At 73.1% G+C, this 14,599-nt stretch carries 12 protein-coding genes, 1 rRNA gene and 1 pseudogene; 8 read left to right on the top strand and 6 right to left on the bottom strand.

Features of this window, described 5'->3' with window-relative positions; genetic code table 11:
* Window positions 1-31: 31 nt before the first annotated feature.
* Window positions 32-907: a DUF3109 family protein gene (locus tag IF27_RS00070; protein WP_052847118.1), complete on the top strand. Its 876-nt coding sequence runs from the start codon at window positions 32-34 to the stop codon at window positions 905-907.
* A 114-nt stretch (window positions 908-1,021) separates the two neighbouring features.
* The gene (ilvD, locus tag IF27_RS00065) at window positions 1,022-2,863 is read left to right on the top strand and encodes a dihydroxy-acid dehydratase (RefSeq protein ID WP_052847117.1); all 1,842 of its coding nucleotides are present in this window, start codon (window positions 1,022-1,024) and stop codon (window positions 2,861-2,863) included.
* A gap of 31 nt (window positions 2,864-2,894) precedes the next feature.
* On the opposite strand, the gene IF27_RS00060 is transcribed toward ilvD, so the two are convergent.
* Window positions 2,895-5,006 carry a protein kinase domain-containing protein gene (locus IF27_RS00060; RefSeq protein ID WP_052847116.1) on the bottom strand — a complete coding sequence of 704 codons (2,112 nt, stop codon included), beginning with the start codon at window positions 5,004-5,006 and terminating at the stop codon, window positions 2,895-2,897.
* Window positions 5,007-5,091: 85 nt separating this feature from the next.
* On the opposite strand from IF27_RS00060, the gene IF27_RS00055 reads away from it, so the two are divergent.
* The 5 genes from IF27_RS00055 (at window position 5,092) to proC (ending at window position 8,185) form a co-directional block, all read left to right on the top strand.
* A complete protein-coding gene (locus IF27_RS00055; RefSeq protein ID WP_052847115.1) occupies window positions 5,092-5,595 on the top strand; it encodes a hypothetical protein in 504 nt (167 codons plus the stop codon).
* Window positions 5,596-5,774: 179 nt separating this feature from the next.
* Complete coding sequence (locus IF27_RS00050; RefSeq protein WP_110945383.1) at window positions 5,775-6,209, top strand: ArsR/SmtB family transcription factor; 435 nt, start codon at window positions 5,775-5,777, stop codon at window positions 6,207-6,209.
* A complete protein-coding gene (locus IF27_RS00045) occupies window positions 6,206-6,493 on the top strand; it encodes a hypothetical protein (protein ID WP_420821963.1) in 288 nt (95 codons plus the stop codon). The genes IF27_RS00050 and IF27_RS00045 overlap by 4 nt, the downstream gene beginning before the upstream one ends.
* Before the next feature lie 29 nt (window positions 6,494-6,522).
* Complete coding sequence (locus IF27_RS00040; protein ID WP_052847114.1) at window positions 6,523-7,338, top strand: class I SAM-dependent methyltransferase; 816 nt, start codon at window positions 6,523-6,525, stop codon at window positions 7,336-7,338.
* Between the two features lie 25 nt (window positions 7,339-7,363).
* The gene (proC, locus tag IF27_RS00035; protein WP_052847113.1) at window positions 7,364-8,185 is read left to right on the top strand and encodes a pyrroline-5-carboxylate reductase; all 822 of its coding nucleotides are present in this window, start codon (window positions 7,364-7,366) and stop codon (window positions 8,183-8,185) included.
* 54 nt (window positions 8,186-8,239) lie between these two features.
* Here the strand turns inward: proC and IF27_RS00030 are convergent.
* The 5 genes and pseudogenes from IF27_RS00030 to IF27_RS00010 form a co-directional block, all read right to left on the bottom strand.
* Window positions 8,240-10,701 (bottom strand): annotated as a pseudogene (locus IF27_RS00030) (ABC transporter permease).
* Window positions 10,698-11,432, bottom strand: coding sequence for an ABC transporter ATP-binding protein (locus IF27_RS00025; protein ID WP_052847839.1), 735 nt, complete (start codon window positions 11,430-11,432; stop codon window positions 10,698-10,700). The pseudogene IF27_RS00030 and the gene IF27_RS00025 overlap by 4 nt, the downstream one beginning before the upstream one ends.
* 128 nt (window positions 11,433-11,560) lie before the next feature.
* Complete coding sequence (locus IF27_RS00020; protein WP_052847112.1) at window positions 11,561-12,541, bottom strand: ABC transporter ATP-binding protein; 981 nt, start codon at window positions 12,539-12,541, stop codon at window positions 11,561-11,563.
* A gap of 10 nt (window positions 12,542-12,551) precedes the next feature.
* Window positions 12,552-13,331, bottom strand: a complete 780-nt coding sequence (locus tag IF27_RS00015) for an ABC transporter permease (RefSeq protein ID WP_052847838.1) — start codon at window positions 13,329-13,331, stop codon at window positions 12,552-12,554.
* Between the two features lie 16 nt (window positions 13,332-13,347).
* The gene (locus IF27_RS00010) at window positions 13,348-14,157 is read right to left on the bottom strand and encodes an ABC transporter permease (RefSeq protein ID WP_052847111.1); all 810 of its coding nucleotides are present in this window, start codon (window positions 14,155-14,157) and stop codon (window positions 13,348-13,350) included.
* Between the two features lie 357 nt (window positions 14,158-14,514).
* Here IF27_RS00010 and IF27_RS00005 point away from each other — a divergent pair.
* Window positions 14,515-14,599: ribosomal RNA gene (locus IF27_RS00005) — 16S ribosomal RNA — on the top strand; the annotation flags it as partial.

Raw genomic sequence — 14,599 nt, 5'->3', positions numbered from 1 at the left:
GTCAACGCTACCGTCCCACTACTCTGACTGTGTGGCGAAGACGAAGCGGGCGAAGCAGGGCAAGGCGCACAAGCAGCTCGACGGAGCGCAGCGGCGCGCCGCGGGCGAGGAGGTCTCCCTCGACCACGCCCGCGCCTGGGTCGAGTTCCCCGACCCCGCCGACCCCGAGCAGCTGTTCCGCTGCGACCTCACCTGGCTCACGTCCCGCTGGAACTGCGTCTTCGGCCGCGGCTGCCAGGGCATCCAGGCGGGCCGCGCGAGCGACGGCTGCTGCTCCCTCGGCGCCCACTTCTCCGACGAGGACGACGAACGCCGCGTCGCCGGGCACGCCGCGCGCCTCACGCCCGAGACCTGGCAGTTCCACGGCGAGGGCACGGGCGAGCGCGGCTGGACCGAGCCCGACGAGGACGGCGAGCTGCGCACCCGCCGCCACCAGGGCGCGTGCATCTTCCTGAACCGTCCCGGCTTCCCCGGCGGCGAGGGCTGCGCCCTGCACACCCTCGCCCTCGCCGAGGACCGCCAGCCGCTGGAGACCAAGCCCGACGTCTGCTGGCAGCTCCCCGTGCGCCGCACCTACGACTGGGTGGAGCGGCCCGACGGCGAGCAGATCCTCGTCGTCTCCATCGGCGAGTACGACCGCCGGGGCTGGGGCGGCGGCGGGCACGACCTGCACTGGTGGTGCACCGGCGCCCCGGCCGCCCACACCGCGAGCGAGGCGCTGTTCGTCACCTACCGGCCCGAGCTGGTCGAGATGATGGGCAAGGAGGGCTACGACGTCCTCGCGCAGATGTGCGAGGCACGTCTCGCCGCGCGCGCCGCCACCCCGCCAGGCGTCCGGTTCCTGCCGCTGCTCGCCCCGCACCCGGCCGACCCCGTGCCCGACGACGCGGCGCCCGCCCCCGCGTGAGCGCGCGCGCCCGTCGCGTACGTCTCGTATCGCGGTATCGCGGTCCCGAAGCGCGGGCGCAAGGCGTAGCCTCGACGGGGTAGCCGCACAGCCTCGTGAGGAGAGCAGATCACCATGGCGACACTGAGGTCCCGTACCGTCACCCACGGCCGTAACGCGGCGGGCGCCCGCGCCCTCCTCCAGGCCGCCGGCGTAGCGCGCGAGGACTTCGGGAAGCCGATCATCGCCGTCGCCAACAGCTTCACCGAGTTCGTGCCGGGCCACACGCACCTCCAGCCGGTCGGCCGGATCGTCTCCGACGCGATCAGCGCGGCGGGCGGCATCCCCCGTGAGTTCAACACCATCGCCGTGGACGACGGCATCGCGATGGGCCACGGCGGCATGCTCTACTCGCTGCCCTCCCGCGACCTGATCGCCGACTCCGTCGAGTACATGGTCGAGGCGCACTGCGCCGACGCGCTGATCTGCATCTCCAACTGCGACAAGATCACCCCCGGCATGCTGAACGCCGCCCTGCGGCTCAACATCCCGACGGTCTTCGTCTCCGGCGGCCCGATGGAGTCCGGCACGGCGACCCTCGTGGACGGCACCGTCCGCAAGCTCGACCTGATCAACGCCATCGCCGACGCGGCCAACGACGCGGTGTCCGACGAGGACCTCCTGCGCATCGAGAACAACGCCTGCCCCACCTGCGGCTCCTGTTCCGGCATGTTCACCGCCAACTCGATGAACTGCCTGACCGAGGCCATGGGCCTGTCCCTGCCGGGCAACGGCTCCGTCCTCGCCACCCACACCGCCCGCCGCGCCCTGTACGAGGACGCCGGACGCACCGTGGTCGCGCTGGCCCGCCGCTTCTACGACGAGGACGACGCGACCGTCCTGCCCCGCGCCATCGCCTCCCGCGCCGCGTTCGAGAACGCCATGGCCCTCGACATCGCCATGGGCGGCTCCACCAACACGATCCTCCACCTCCTCGCCGCCGCGCAGGAGGCCGGGCTCGGCTTCGGCCTGAAGGACATCGACGCCCTCTCGCGCCGCGTGCCCTGCCTCTCCAAGGTCGCGCCGAACGGCTCGTACTACATGGAGGACGTCCACCGCGCGGGCGGCATCCCCGCCATCCTCGGCGAGCTGTACCGGGGCGGGCTGCTCAACGAGGACGTGCACTCCGTCCACAGCGACTCCCTCGCCGACTGGCTGAAGAGCTGGGACATCCGCGGCGGCTCCCCGTCGCCCGAGTCCGTCGAGCTGTTCCACGCGGCGCCGGGCTGCGTCCGTTCGGCCACCGCCTTCTCCCAGTCGGAGCGCTGGGAGACCCTCGACACCGACGCCGCGAACGGCTGCATCCGCGACCTGGCGCACGCCTACTCCGTCGAGGGCGGCCTCGCCGTCCTGTACGGCAACCTCGCCGAGGACGGCTCCGTCGTGAAGACCGCGGGTGTCGATGAGTCGATCTGGGTCTTCGAGGGCCCGGCCGTCGTCCTGGACTCGCAGGAGGATGCGGTCAACGCGATCCTCACCAAGCGCGTCAAGGAGGGCGACGTCGTCGTCATCCGCTACGAGGGCCCCCGCGGCGGCCCCGGCATGCAGGAGATGCTGCACCCGACGTCGTTCCTCAAGGGACGCGGCCTCGGCAAGAAGTGCGCGCTGGTCACGGACGGCCGCTTCTCCGGCGGCACCTCCGGCCTGTCCATCGGCCACGCCTCGCCCGAGGCGGCCGCCGGGGGCACCATGGCGCTCGTGCGCGACGGGGACACCATCCGCATCGACATCCCGAACCGGCGCATGGACCTCCAGGTGCCGGACGACGAGCTGGCCGCGCGCCGCGAGGCGCTGGGCGGCCGGTACGCCCCGGCGTCCCGTGACCGCAAGGTGTCGCTCGCGCTGCGCGCCTACGCGGCGATGGTCACCAGCGCAGACAAGGGCGCCGTGCGCGACGTGAGCCTGCTGGAGGGCTGAGGCCCCGCCGCGGCCCCGCGCGCGGGCGCCGTCAGTCGTCGATGGAGGTGGCGTACAGCGTGTTCCCGAGGGTCACGACGTACGCCACGCCCTCGTCCGTCACCACGGGCGCCGGGGCCCAGCCGTCGCTGCCCAGGCCGGGCGAGCCCGGATGCGGCTCGCCTCGCCAGGTGACGGACCCGTCCCGCGCGCTCACCGCGTACAGCCGCCCCTCCGCGTCCGACAGGTAGAGCGAGCCGTTCGTCACGGTGGGTGCGGACGCCGTACGCACGCCGGTGTCCTCGTCCCACATCACCTCGCCCTCCAGCGCGTCCACCGCCGTGACCTGGCCGCCGACGGACGACATGAACACCGCCCCGTCGCCCAGCACGCCGCGCGGGTCGGACGGCTGCGGCAGCTCCGTCCGCGTCCACTCGCCGGTCGCCCCGAGGCCGAGCGCCAGGACGGCGGTGATCGCGGGGACCTCGGGGTCGAACTCCTGGAAGTACGCCGCCTCGCCGTCCATCCCGATCAGGTCCAGCATCCCGGCCGCCTCGGGCGGCGGCGTCACGGGCAGGGACCACAGGGGGCGCGCCGCCGCGTCCAGCAGCATCAGCTGCGGGTCGCCGCCCGACGCGTCGTCCCGCGTCTCCACGAGCAGCCGGTCGCCGTGCGCGGCGGTGGCGGTGACGTAGCGGCCCGGCGCCTCCCACGTCCCTGCCTGCTCGCGGTCGTCCGTCCGGTAGAAGCGCAGCGTGCTGTCGCCGTTCTGGAGGACGAGCGTGTCGTCCAGGGTCCGCAGGGTGCCCATCAGTTCGGGGGCGTCGATCTCCCACAGCTCCTCGCCGTCCGCGTCGAGCGCGACCAGCCCCTTGTCCGAGCGGGTGTAGACCGTGCCGTCCTCGCCGGGGATGCCCGCCGGGCCGAGCACCGCGTCGCGCGGCCCGCGGTGGCGGAAACGTTCCTCGCCGTCCGGGTGCAGCAGGACGGACAGCTCCCCGCCGCTCGTGCACAGCAGCCCCGACCCGGCGTCGTCGCAGGAGAACCCGCCCGTCGCGGCGTCGAGGACGCCGAAGTCCCGCAGATCCTTCTCCCAGGGGCTGAACGGCGCCGCCCGCCCGTCACCCTCACCGGTGGCGACCTGCCCGCCGCCCCCGCCGTCACCCCAGGGCGCCGCCAGCCACACGCCGACCCCCGCGACCGCCAGCACCGCCGCCGCCACCCCGGCCGCCGTCCAGCGCCTGCGGCGCCGCGCGGGCACCCCTGGCGCCGTGTCCGGCAGCGGCACCGACCGCTGCTCGCGCACCGGCTCCGGCCAGTACGCGGGACCGCCGGGCCCGGCGCGCTCCCTGCTGTCCGCCTCCACCGCCATCCGCAGCAGCTCCGCCACGTCCGGCCGTTGCTCCGGGTCCTTGGCCAGACAGCGCGTCACCAGCTCCCGCAGCCCGTCCGGCACGTCGTCCAGGTCCGGCTCCTCGTGCACCACGCGGTACGCCACCGCCAGCGGATCCCCGCCGGACTCGAACGGACTGCGGCCCGTCACCGCGTACGCCACCACCGCGCCCAGCGCGAACACGTCCGCCGCCACCGTCACCTCGGCGCCGCCGGTCAGCTGCTCGGGCGCCATGAACGGCGGCGAGCCCAGCACGGCGCCGTCCTCCGTCAGCCGGTGACTGTCGCTCAGCGCGCGGGAGATGCCGAAGTCGATCAGCCGGACGCCGTCCTCGGCGAGCAGCACGTTCCCCGGCTTGAGGTCGCGGTGCACCAGCCCGCAGCGGTGGATGTCCCGCAGCGCCTCGGCCAGTTGCGCGCCGACGCGCGTCGCCTCGCCAGGCGCCAGCGGCCCGTCCCGGTCCACCCGGTCCGTCAGCGATCCGCCCGGCACGTACAGCGTGGCCAGCCACGGCGGGTCGCCCTCCGGGTCCGCGTCCACGACCGGCGCCGTGAACGCGCCGCTGACGCGCCGCGCCGCCGCCACCTCCCGGCGGAAGCGCGCCCGGAATCCCGGGTCCCGCGCGTACTCGGGCCGTACGACCTTCACCGCGAGCGCCCGCCCGCCGACCGTCCGCGCCAGGTAGACGACGCCCATCCCGCCGCTGCCGAGCCGCCGTTCCACCACGTACTCGCCCAGGCGCTCCGGCTCCGTGCCCCGGTCGTTCGTCATGGCATCTCCCCCCGGGTATGCCCCATCGCCGGGGGACAGCGTACTGGGGTGGGGGCGCCGCCGCCCGACGGAGATAATCGACCGCATGTCCAAGTCTGCACGGCAGCCCGCATCCGACGCCGACCGGGAACCGGCCCCCGATCCCCTCCGGTTCTACGGCACGACCTGGGTGGACCACTCCGGCGGCTACGCCCTGCGCCGCGTCCTGCTGACGCTCGGCGCCGCGGTGCTCACCCTACTGGGAATCCTCCTGCTGTGGCTGAGCGTCATAGCCCTGACGGGCACGGACACGGCGTCGTGGCTGCGGTCCCTGGTCATCCTCGCGCTGGTGCTGTGCACCGCCATCGCGTTCACGCGCGCGTGGAGCGGCTACACCCGCCCCCGGCCCGCGGGCGCCACCGACGAGTCGGCGTTCCGCAGCATCAAGATCGTCGGATTCGTCGGCCTCCTGCTGGCGTACGCGATGCGCAGCGTGGTCGAGGCGCCGGGCGAGAAGCTGCTGCGCCTCGACCACGAGGCCGCGCTCGAACGCCACCGCCGTCGCGCGAGCCGCAGGTCAGGCAGCCCGAAGCGCCGCAGGCGCCGCTGACCGCGCGCGAGGCCGCCGCGTCTCAGGGTTGACCCTGAGTCGTCCCGGAACCGACCCCGACACCTGTCAGGAATTGTTGACGGGTGACGCGGTCGCCTGCCACGCTGCCTGTGTGCCGCCGCGGGACGCGACGGGACGCCACAGGACGACCGGGACGGTCGGGCGGAGGGAGGGACGGCATGGGCGCCGGAGGCGACGGGCAGGTCCGCCCCCCGCACGAGCCCGACGCCGCTCCCACCGGGAACCAGCTGCTCACCGTCCTGGCCGCCCTCAGCAACCCGCACCGCATCCGCATCCTCGCCGCCCTGACGGAACGGCGGAACTACGTCAGCCGCCTCGCCCGCGAGATCGGCATCGGCCGCCCGCTGCTCCACATGCACCTCGCGCGCCTGGAGGCGGCGGGGCTCGTCACCGGCTCGACCGAGACCGGCGCCGACGGCAAGGCGATGAAGTACTTCGACGTCACGCCGTTCGTCTACGAGCTGACCCCCGCCACCGTCGCCGAGGCGGCACGCACCCTCACCCTCCCCACCCCGGAACCGGCACCCGAGCCGGACGGCGGACCGGCGCAGGACCCGCCGCGCACGTCCGCCAGGAAAGCGAGAAGACCGTGAACGACTCGATGGTGACCCTTGCCGACGACCCCGCGGGCACCTGGGCCGCAGCCGCCGGTTCCATAGGCGTGTTCGTCCTGCTCATCGTCATCGTGTGGCAGGTCTCCGCCGCCTGGCGCGCCCGGCTCGGAGGCCGCCGCGAGGACGACTACCGCCGCCTCGCCGCCAAGTACGCCGACCTCCTGGAGGACAACACCGAGATCCTCCGCCGCTACACCGACGAACTGACCGAGACCCGCAAGTCCGTCTCCTCGATGGAACGCATGATGCGCGAACTGGACTGATGCCCCCCGCCCCCGGAGAATGGCCCACCATGACCCGGCCGGAAGCCAGCACCCGCAGCGGCCTGCCCGCGAGCCCGCGGCCCTACGCCACGTCCTTCGACGCCATCGCCGCCGACTACGCCGCCGCCCGCCCCACCTACCCGCCCGCCCTGTACGACACCGTCGAACAGCTCACGGGCCGCCCCCTCGCCGAATCCGACGTCCTCGACGTCGGCGCGGGCACCGGCCTCGGCACCCGCCCCCTCCACGAGCGGGGCGCCCGCGTCACCGCCGCCGAGCCGGGGCCCGGCATGGCGGCCCAGTTCCGCGCCACGCTCCCCACCACCCCGCTCGTCCGCGCCGACGGCGACCACCTGCCGTTCGCCCCCGCCACGTTCGACCTCGTCACCTACGCCCAGGCGTGGCACTGGACGGACCCCGCACGCTCCGTCCCCGAGGCGTTCCGCGTCCTGCGCCCCACCGGCGCCCTCGCCCTGTGGTGGAACACCCCCGACCCCGACGACCCCTGGGCCACCGCCCAGCGGCAGCGCCTGCGCGAAGGGCTCCCGCGCTACCACGGCCACGACATGAGCCGCCGCGCCCCGTCCGTCATCCGCGGCCTCGGCCTCCCGCTCACCGTCCTCACGTGCGAGGTCCCCTGGCAGCGCACCGTCCCCGTCGAGGCCCACCTCGCCAACCTCGCCTCCCACTCCTACCTCACCGTCGCGGGCCCCGCGACCACCGCACCCCTCCTCGCCGCGGAACGCGCCGCCGCCACCGCCGCGTTCCCCGACGGCCAGGTCACCGAGCGCTACGTCGTACGCCTCACGCTCGCCGCCCGTACTCCGGACGCCGCCGGGGCGTGACCCCCCGTGGTGCGAGGATGACCGCATGAGCGGTTCAACGACCCCCCAGATCGCGGTCCTCGGCACCGGCAAGATCGGCGAGGCCCTGCTCGGCGGCCTGCTCAGGTCAGGCCGCGCTCCCGACGCGCTCCTCGCCACCGCGCGCCGCCCCGAGCGCGCCGCCGCCCTCCGCGAGCGCTACGGCATCGAGACCACGGACACCGCGGGGGCCGCCAAGAGCGCGGGCATCCTCATCCTCACCGTGAAGCCGCAGGACATGGCCGCCCTCCTCACCGAGCTGGCGCCCGACCTGCCGCCCGACCGCCTCGTCGTCTCGGCCGCCGCCGGGGTCACCACCGCGTTCATCGAGGAACACCTGCCCGCGGGCACCCCCGTCGTCCGCGTGATGCCCAACACACCCGCGCTCGTGGACGAGGCCATGTCCGTCATCTCGGGCGGCCGTCACGCCACGGCGGAACACCTCGACTGGGCCGACGCCATCTTCGGCAGCGTCGGCCGGACGATGCGCCTGCCCGAGCACCAGCAGGACGCCGCCACCGCCCTGTCCGGCTCGGGGCCCGCGTACTTCTACTTCCTCGTCGAGGCCATGATCGACGCGGGCATCCTCCTCGGCCTGCCCCGCGACAAGGCCCACGACCTGATCGTCCAGTCCGCCGTCGGCGCCTCCGTCATGCTCCGCGACAGCGGCGAACACCCCGTCAGGCTCCGCGAGGCCGTCACCTCCCCAGGCGGTACGACGATCAGCGCCATCCGCGAGCTGGAGAACCACGGCGTACGGGCCGCGCTCATCGCCGCGCTCGAAGCCGCGCACGACCGCAGCCGCGTACTCGGCGGCGGACAGCGCTGAACGAACGGGCGCCGCGGGACCGGCGGTGTGCCGGTCCCACGGCGCCCCGCCGCGTCAGTCCGTCGCGATCGCCCGCAGCACGTTCATCCGCCCCGCGCGGAACGCGGGCAGCAGCGCCGCCGCGAGCCCCACGACCGCCGCGCCCGCGAAGACAGCGCCGATCGTCCCCCACGGGACCTCCAGCACCCCCAGCCCCCGCGACGCCAGCACCCGCTGCCCCACCACGCCCCACGTCAGCCCGATCCCGAGCCCCAGCAGCGCGCCGAACAGCGCGATCACCAGCGATTCGAGCCGCACCATCCGCCGCAACTGGCGCCGCGACAGCCCGACCGCCCGCATCAGCCCGATCTCGCGCGTCCGCTCCACCACCGACAGCGTCAGCGTGTTCACCACACCGAGCACGGCCACGACGATCGCGAGCCCCAGCAGGCCGTAGACCAGGTTCAGCATCTGCCCGATCCCCTCCTCAAGCAGCTCCTTGTACTCCCCCTGGCCGCGCACGCTGTACTGCGGGTATCCGGCGAGCGCCTCGCGCAGCCCCTCGTGCGCCGCCGCCTTCTGCCCGTCCACCGCCGTCACGAACAACACCGAGCTGAGCGGCACCAGATCCGCCGGGAGATGCGCCCGCGCCGTCTCCAGCGACACGTACTTCGCGCCCTGGTCGAGCAGCGAGTCGTCCGACGTGACGGCGGCCACCCGCAGCGACGCCGTCTCACCGCCGACGAACCGCACCGACAGCGCGTCGCCGACCGCGAGGCCGTGCTCCCGCGCGAACACCTCGTTCACCGACATCGCGCCCGGCGCGTACGCGTCCGCCAGCTCGCCCGCCACCGTCTCCGCCCGCATGTCCAGGGCGTACGACGGATCGGCTGCCACCAGCTCCTCGGCCGTCTCCGCGCCGTCCGGCGTGGTGATCTCCGCCGACACCGCCGACACGTGCGTCACGCCCGCCACCTCGGGCACGCTCCGCACCGCGGCCTCCACCTCCGCCGTGAACCGCTGCTCCGTCGCCGTGTCCAGGATGAAGTCGGCGCCCACCGCACGGTCCAGTTGGTCGGACGCCGACGCCACGACCGACGAGCCGACCACCGACAGCGCCCCGACCACCGCCAGACCGACCATCAGCGCGGCGGCCGTCGCGCCCGTACGCCGTGGGTTGCGCACCGCGTTCCGCCCGGCCATCCGCCCCACGGGGCCGAAGAGCCGCAGCACCACCGCGCCCACCCCGCGCACCACGACGCCCGCCAGCAGCGGCCCGACCACCACCGCGCCCACCAGCGTCAGCAGCACGCCCACGCCCAGGTACGCCCCGCCGTCACCGACGTCCTCCGCCCCCGCGGCGGCGACCAGCGCCACCCCGCCGAGGCCGCACAGCAGCAGCCCCAGCGCGGCCCGTACCCGTCCGGCGCGCTCGGGACCTGCCGACGCCGCCTCCCGCAGCGCGGCCATCGGGCTCGTCCGCGCCGCCCGCCGCGCCGGGAGCCACGCCGCCACCACGGTCGTCAGCACGCCGACCACCAGCCCGACGACCGGCGTGGACGCCGAGACCGTCAGCTCCGACAGCTCGACCTCCAGGCCCACCGGTTGATCTGGCGTCGGCTGGAGCCGAGGGCGCGCAGGAGGCCGATCTCGCGGGTGCGTTGGGCGACGAGCATGGAGAAGGTGTTGACGATCAGGAAGACCCCGACCAGCAGCGAGAGCGCGGCGAACCCGAGCATCCCGTAGCGCACGTACTCCAGGAAGCCGACCTCGTCCGTCAGGTCGGACTCCACCTCGGCCGCCGTCCGCACGTCGAACGCGTCCGCGCCCAGCGCCTCCTGGACGCGCCGCTTCAGCTCGCCGTCCGACACGCCGTCCGCCGCCGTGACCTGGACCTCGCTCACCGCGTCCGCCGCGCCGAGCAGCAGCTCGCGGGCCGGGCCGGGGGCGAGCAGCACCATCGACATGCCCGGGTTGGGCGTGGTGAAGGTGGCGATCCCGCTGACCGTCACGTCGAACGAGCCCGGCGCCGCGACGACGCGCAGCGCGTCCCCGACCGCGAGGCCGCCGCGTTCCGCCGTGTCCGCGTCGAGCAGCGCCTCGCGCGGCCCCTCGGGGGCGCGGCCGTCCGTCAGCTCCATCGACCGCAGGGCGGCCGGGCCCCAGTCACCGGCCTGGGTGGGGCCCGCGCTGTCCTCCGCCACGTCCTCGCCGTCCGCGTCCACGACGGTGACCTCCGTGGTGGAGACGACGCCTTCGGCCGCGGCGACCCCGTCGATCCCGCCCACCTGCTCGGCGAGCGCGGCGGGCACCGTACGGGCGTGGCCGGTGTCCTGCGCGTGCTCCTCCTCGGCGGGGCCCACCGTGACGTCGGCGGTCGTGGACGCGAAGAACCGGTCGAAGGTCGCGCCGAGCGTGTCGCTGAAGACGAGGGTGCCGCAGACGAAGGCGACGGAGAGGACGACCGCCGTGCCGGAGAGGGCCATGCGGCCCTTGTGGGCGAGGAAGTTGCGCAGGGAGGTCTTGAGGACGGTCATGAGGTGCGTCCCTTGGCGTCGAAGTCGCGCATGCGGTCGAGGACGCGGTCGGCGGTGGGGTGGTGCATCTCGTCCACGATGCGGCCGTCGGCGAGGAAGACGATGCGGTCGGCGTGCGCGGCGGCTGCGGGGTCGTGGGTGACCATGACGATGGTCTGGCCCAGGTCGTCAACCGAGCGGCGCAGGAACGCCAGGACCTCGGCCCCGGCGCGGGAGTCGAGGTTGCCGGTGGGCTCGTCGCCGAAGATGATGTCCGGCCGTGCGGCGAGGGCGCGGGCGACGGCGACGCGTTGCTGCTGCCCGCCGGACAGCTGCGCCGGGCGGTGCTTGAGGCGGTCGGCGAGGCCGACGGTCTGGATGACGCGGGCGAGCCATTCCTTGTCGGGTTTGCGCCCGGCTATGTCCATGGGGAGGGTGATGTTCTCGGCGGCGTTGAGGGTGGGGAGGAGGTTGAACGCCTGGAAGATGAACCCGATCCGGTCCCTCCGCAGCCGGGTGAGGTGCTTGTCCTTCAGCCCGGTGATCTCCGTGTCGCCCAGCCAGATGCGGCCGGAGGAGACGGTGTCCAGCCCGGCCAGGCAGTGCATCAACGTGGACTTGCCGGAGCCGGACGGCCCCATGATCGCCGTGAACCGTCCCCGTTCCATGTCGATGTCCACGTGGTCGAGCGCCGTCACACGGGTCTCACCGGTGCCGTACGCCTTCACGACCCCCCTGGCCCGCGTGCTCACCACCCCGGTCGCCACAGCCGTCGTCACGTTCTTCTCCTCCACCGGTGGGTCCTGTCCTGACGGAGGAAACGGTGCCGCTCACGGGGGGTCGGGCACGATGGTGCGGGTGGCCGTATCGGGGGTGGGGTTCACACCACCTCCGGCGCTCCGGCGGCCCCCCTGACGTACATCCGCGCGATCACGTCCTCGATGTCGGGCTCACGCAGCGACAGGTCGGCCACCGGGTGACCGGCCGCCACCGCCGCCACGAGCGGGGCCGCGCTCGCCGACGCCGGGAACGCCAGCCACTGCCGCGGCCCCTCCACCCGCACCGTCCGCGCGCCGGGCACCTCGATGGGCGGCAGCTCGCGCTCCAGATCGACCACGAGCGTCCGCTCGCCGTCCCCGATCTCCCGCAGCCCGGCGAGGCCGCCGTCGTACATCAGCCGACCGTGGTCGATCACCATCACGCGTGAACACAACTGCTCGATGTCCGACAGATCGTGCGTCGTCAGCAGCACGGTCGTGCCCAGTTCCTTGTTCAGGTCACGCAGGAACGTGCGCACCTTTGCCTTGCTGATGACATCGAGCCCGATCGTCGGCTCGTCCAGGTACAGCACCTCGGGATCGTGCAGCAGCGCCGCCGCGATGTCCCCGCGCATCCGCTGCCCCAACGACAGCTGCCGCACCGGCACCGGCAACAGCTCGGCCAGGTCGAGCAGTTCGACGCAGCGCTCCATGTTCGCCCGGAACCGCGCCTCCTCCACCCGGTACAGCCGCCGCACCAGCGCGTACGAGTCGCGCAGCGGCAGGTCCCACCACAGCGTGGTGCGCTGCCCGAAGACGACGCCGATGCGCCGCGCCAGCCGCGTCCGCTCCCGCGCCGGGTCGATCCCCGCGACGCGCAGCCGCCCGCCGCTCGGCGTCAGGATGCCGGTCAGCATCTTGATCGTCGTGGACTTCCCGGCGCCGTTCGGCCCGATGTAGCCCACCATCGAGCCCCGGTCCACGGTGAACGAGATCCCGTCCACCGCCCTGACCTCCTCGCGCGTGCGGCGCCACCGCCCGGCCCTCCGCCGTACGTGGAAGACCTTCTCCAAATCCCGCACCTCGATCAGTGCCTCGCCCATCGCCTTCTCCTCAGCTTCCCGTGCTCCGATAGGTACCGAGCGCCGCGCGCCACGCCAGTCCTGCCACCAGCAGCAGCGCCGCCGCCACGGCGGGGGAGAGGAAGTCCACGAACCCCGGCAGCCCCAGCGGGTCGTCCCGCCCCAGCAGCCGCATCGTCGGGATCCAGTTCACGAAGGCCAGCGGCACCACGAACGTCACCCCCTGGACCAGCTCGCGCCCGAAGATCGTCGGCGGGTACTGGAGCAGCGTGCTGCCGCCGTAGGTGAAGGAGTTCTGCACCTCGGCGGCGTCCTGGGCGTAGAACTGGAAGACGGCGCCCAGGACGTAGATCGCCATGAAGATGGCCGCGCCGCTGAGCAGCATCGTCACCAGCAGCGCGACGCGCCACGGCGTCCAGTCCACGTCGAGCTGCGGGAGCGACCACCCCAGGACGGCGAGCCCCTGCGCCGCGCGGCCCAGGCGCCGCAGGGCGAAGCGGTCGGCGGCCAGCTGCACCAGCACGGGCACCGGCCGCACGAACATGACGTCGAGCGACCCGTCCCTGATCCGTGAACCCACCTCGTGCAGCTCGCCCGTCAGCACATGGGCGACCGACAGCGAGAAACTCGTGGTGCCGTACAACAGCCCCACCTCGGCGACGGAGAAGCCACCGAGCGCCTCCACATGCGCGAACATGATCAGAATCGCGACGAAATCCAGGCTCGTCAGCACGATATTGCCAAAGAAAGTGAGCGCGAACGAAAGCCGATAGGTCATCGTCGAACGCATCCACATCCCGGCGGTCAGCATGTAGGCCCGCACCGCCTCACCCACCCTGGACCACCACCCGCCGCGTCGCCGCCGACTGCGCCAGGCGTCCCAGGAACAGGAACAGCACCGCCCAGGCCGCCGACAGCGCGAGTACCGCCAGGAGCCCGCTCCCCGTGTGGCGGCCGAGCAGGACGTCGGCCGGCACCTGGAGCGTCGCCGCCCAGGGGAGCAACTGCGCGAGGTCCCCGGTGTTCCCGGGAAAGACCGTGAGGGGCATCAGCATTCCCGAGAAGAACATCGACAGGATCACGTACATCGTCGAGACGCCCCCGCCGTCCATCAGCCAAAAAGCCGAGAGCCCCACCAGGAATCGGATTCCGAAACTCACCAGGATCGCGATGCTCACGGCGAGGAGGAACGCCAGCCAGCGCAGCGGGTCGAGCGGCAGCGCCAGGTCGAACGCGAGGGCGCCCAGCACCATCGGGACGACGCCCCGGCCGAGCAGGTGGAAGAGTGCCCGGCCCAGATCCGAGGCGAGCCACCACAGGTGCAGGTCGGCCGGGCGGTACAGGTCGATGACGATGTCGCCGTGGCGTACGCGCTCCTGCAACTCCGACTCCAGCCCGCCGCCCAGGAGCGACATGCAGGCCAGCAGCCCCTGCCCGACCCAGACGAAGGTCAGCGCCTGCGCCTGGTCGTAGCCGCCGAGCTGCGGTCGCAGGTCCCACAGCGCGATGAACGTGTAGCTCAGGATGAAGCCGAAGACGGTGTTGGCGACCACACCCGCGAACGTCGCCGCCCGGTAGGTCGCGTAGCGCCGGAAGCTGTTCCTCGCGACCGACGGATAGATGCCCGATCCCTGCATGTCCCCACCACTCCCGCCTCCCCTGCCCCGGGTGCCCAGGCACCCCCGTGGACACCCCAACTCCGTTGTGGGTCAAGGCGCCAAAGCAACCCAGCCTAGGAGCCGGAAGTTGCCGCCTGCCAGGGGTTATCGCCCCTGCGCAGGTCTCGACTTGACACTGCCTGAGCCGGTCCGTAAGGTCCTTCGAGCTTGCCCGGGAACGCCGATAGCGCCCGGAGAGGCCCGAGAGGGTTTTGAAGGAAGCGTCCGTTCCTTGAGAACTCAACAGCGTGCCAAAAGTCAATGCCAATGTTTTGATTGATTGAATATGGCACCCCTTGATTCCGGGGTGCCGCGAGTATCGGCTCGCGTGAGACATTCACGGAGAGTTTGATCCTGGCTCAGGACGAACGCTGGCGGCGTGCTTAACACATGCAAGTCGAACGATGATCCGGTTTCGGCC

It is taken from the genome of Streptomyces avicenniae (assembly GCF_000719135.1).
GTDB lineage: Bacteria > Actinomycetota > Actinomycetes > Streptomycetales > Streptomycetaceae > Streptomyces > Streptomyces avicenniae.
This window is presented reverse-complemented; position numbering and strand designations above follow the sequence as displayed.

Coding starts and splice junctions, on each gene's coding strand:
- IF27_RS00020 (WP_052847112.1), bottom strand. CDS start 12,541: ATGGGCGAGGCACTGATCGAGGTGCGGGATTTGGAGAAGGTCTTCCAC.
- IF27_RS00060 (WP_052847116.1), bottom strand. CDS start 5,006: ATGACGAACGACCGGGGCACGGAGCCGGAGCGCCTGGGCGAGTACGTG.
- IF27_RS00050 (WP_110945383.1), top strand. CDS start 5,775: ATGGGCGCCGGAGGCGACGGGCAGGTCCGCCCCCCGCACGAGCCCGAC.
- proC (WP_052847113.1), top strand. CDS start 7,364: ATGAGCGGTTCAACGACCCCCCAGATCGCGGTCCTCGGCACCGGCAAG.
- IF27_RS00055 (WP_052847115.1), top strand. CDS start 5,092: ATGTCCAAGTCTGCACGGCAGCCCGCATCCGACGCCGACCGGGAACCG.
- IF27_RS00015 (WP_052847838.1), bottom strand. CDS start 13,331: ATGCTGACCGCCGGGATGTGGATGCGTTCGACGATGACCTATCGGCTT.
- IF27_RS00010 (WP_052847111.1), bottom strand. CDS start 14,157: ATGCAGGGATCGGGCATCTATCCGTCGGTCGCGAGGAACAGCTTCCGG.
- ilvD (WP_052847117.1), top strand. CDS start 1,022: ATGGCGACACTGAGGTCCCGTACCGTCACCCACGGCCGTAACGCGGCG.
- IF27_RS00040 (WP_052847114.1), top strand. CDS start 6,523: ATGACCCGGCCGGAAGCCAGCACCCGCAGCGGCCTGCCCGCGAGCCCG.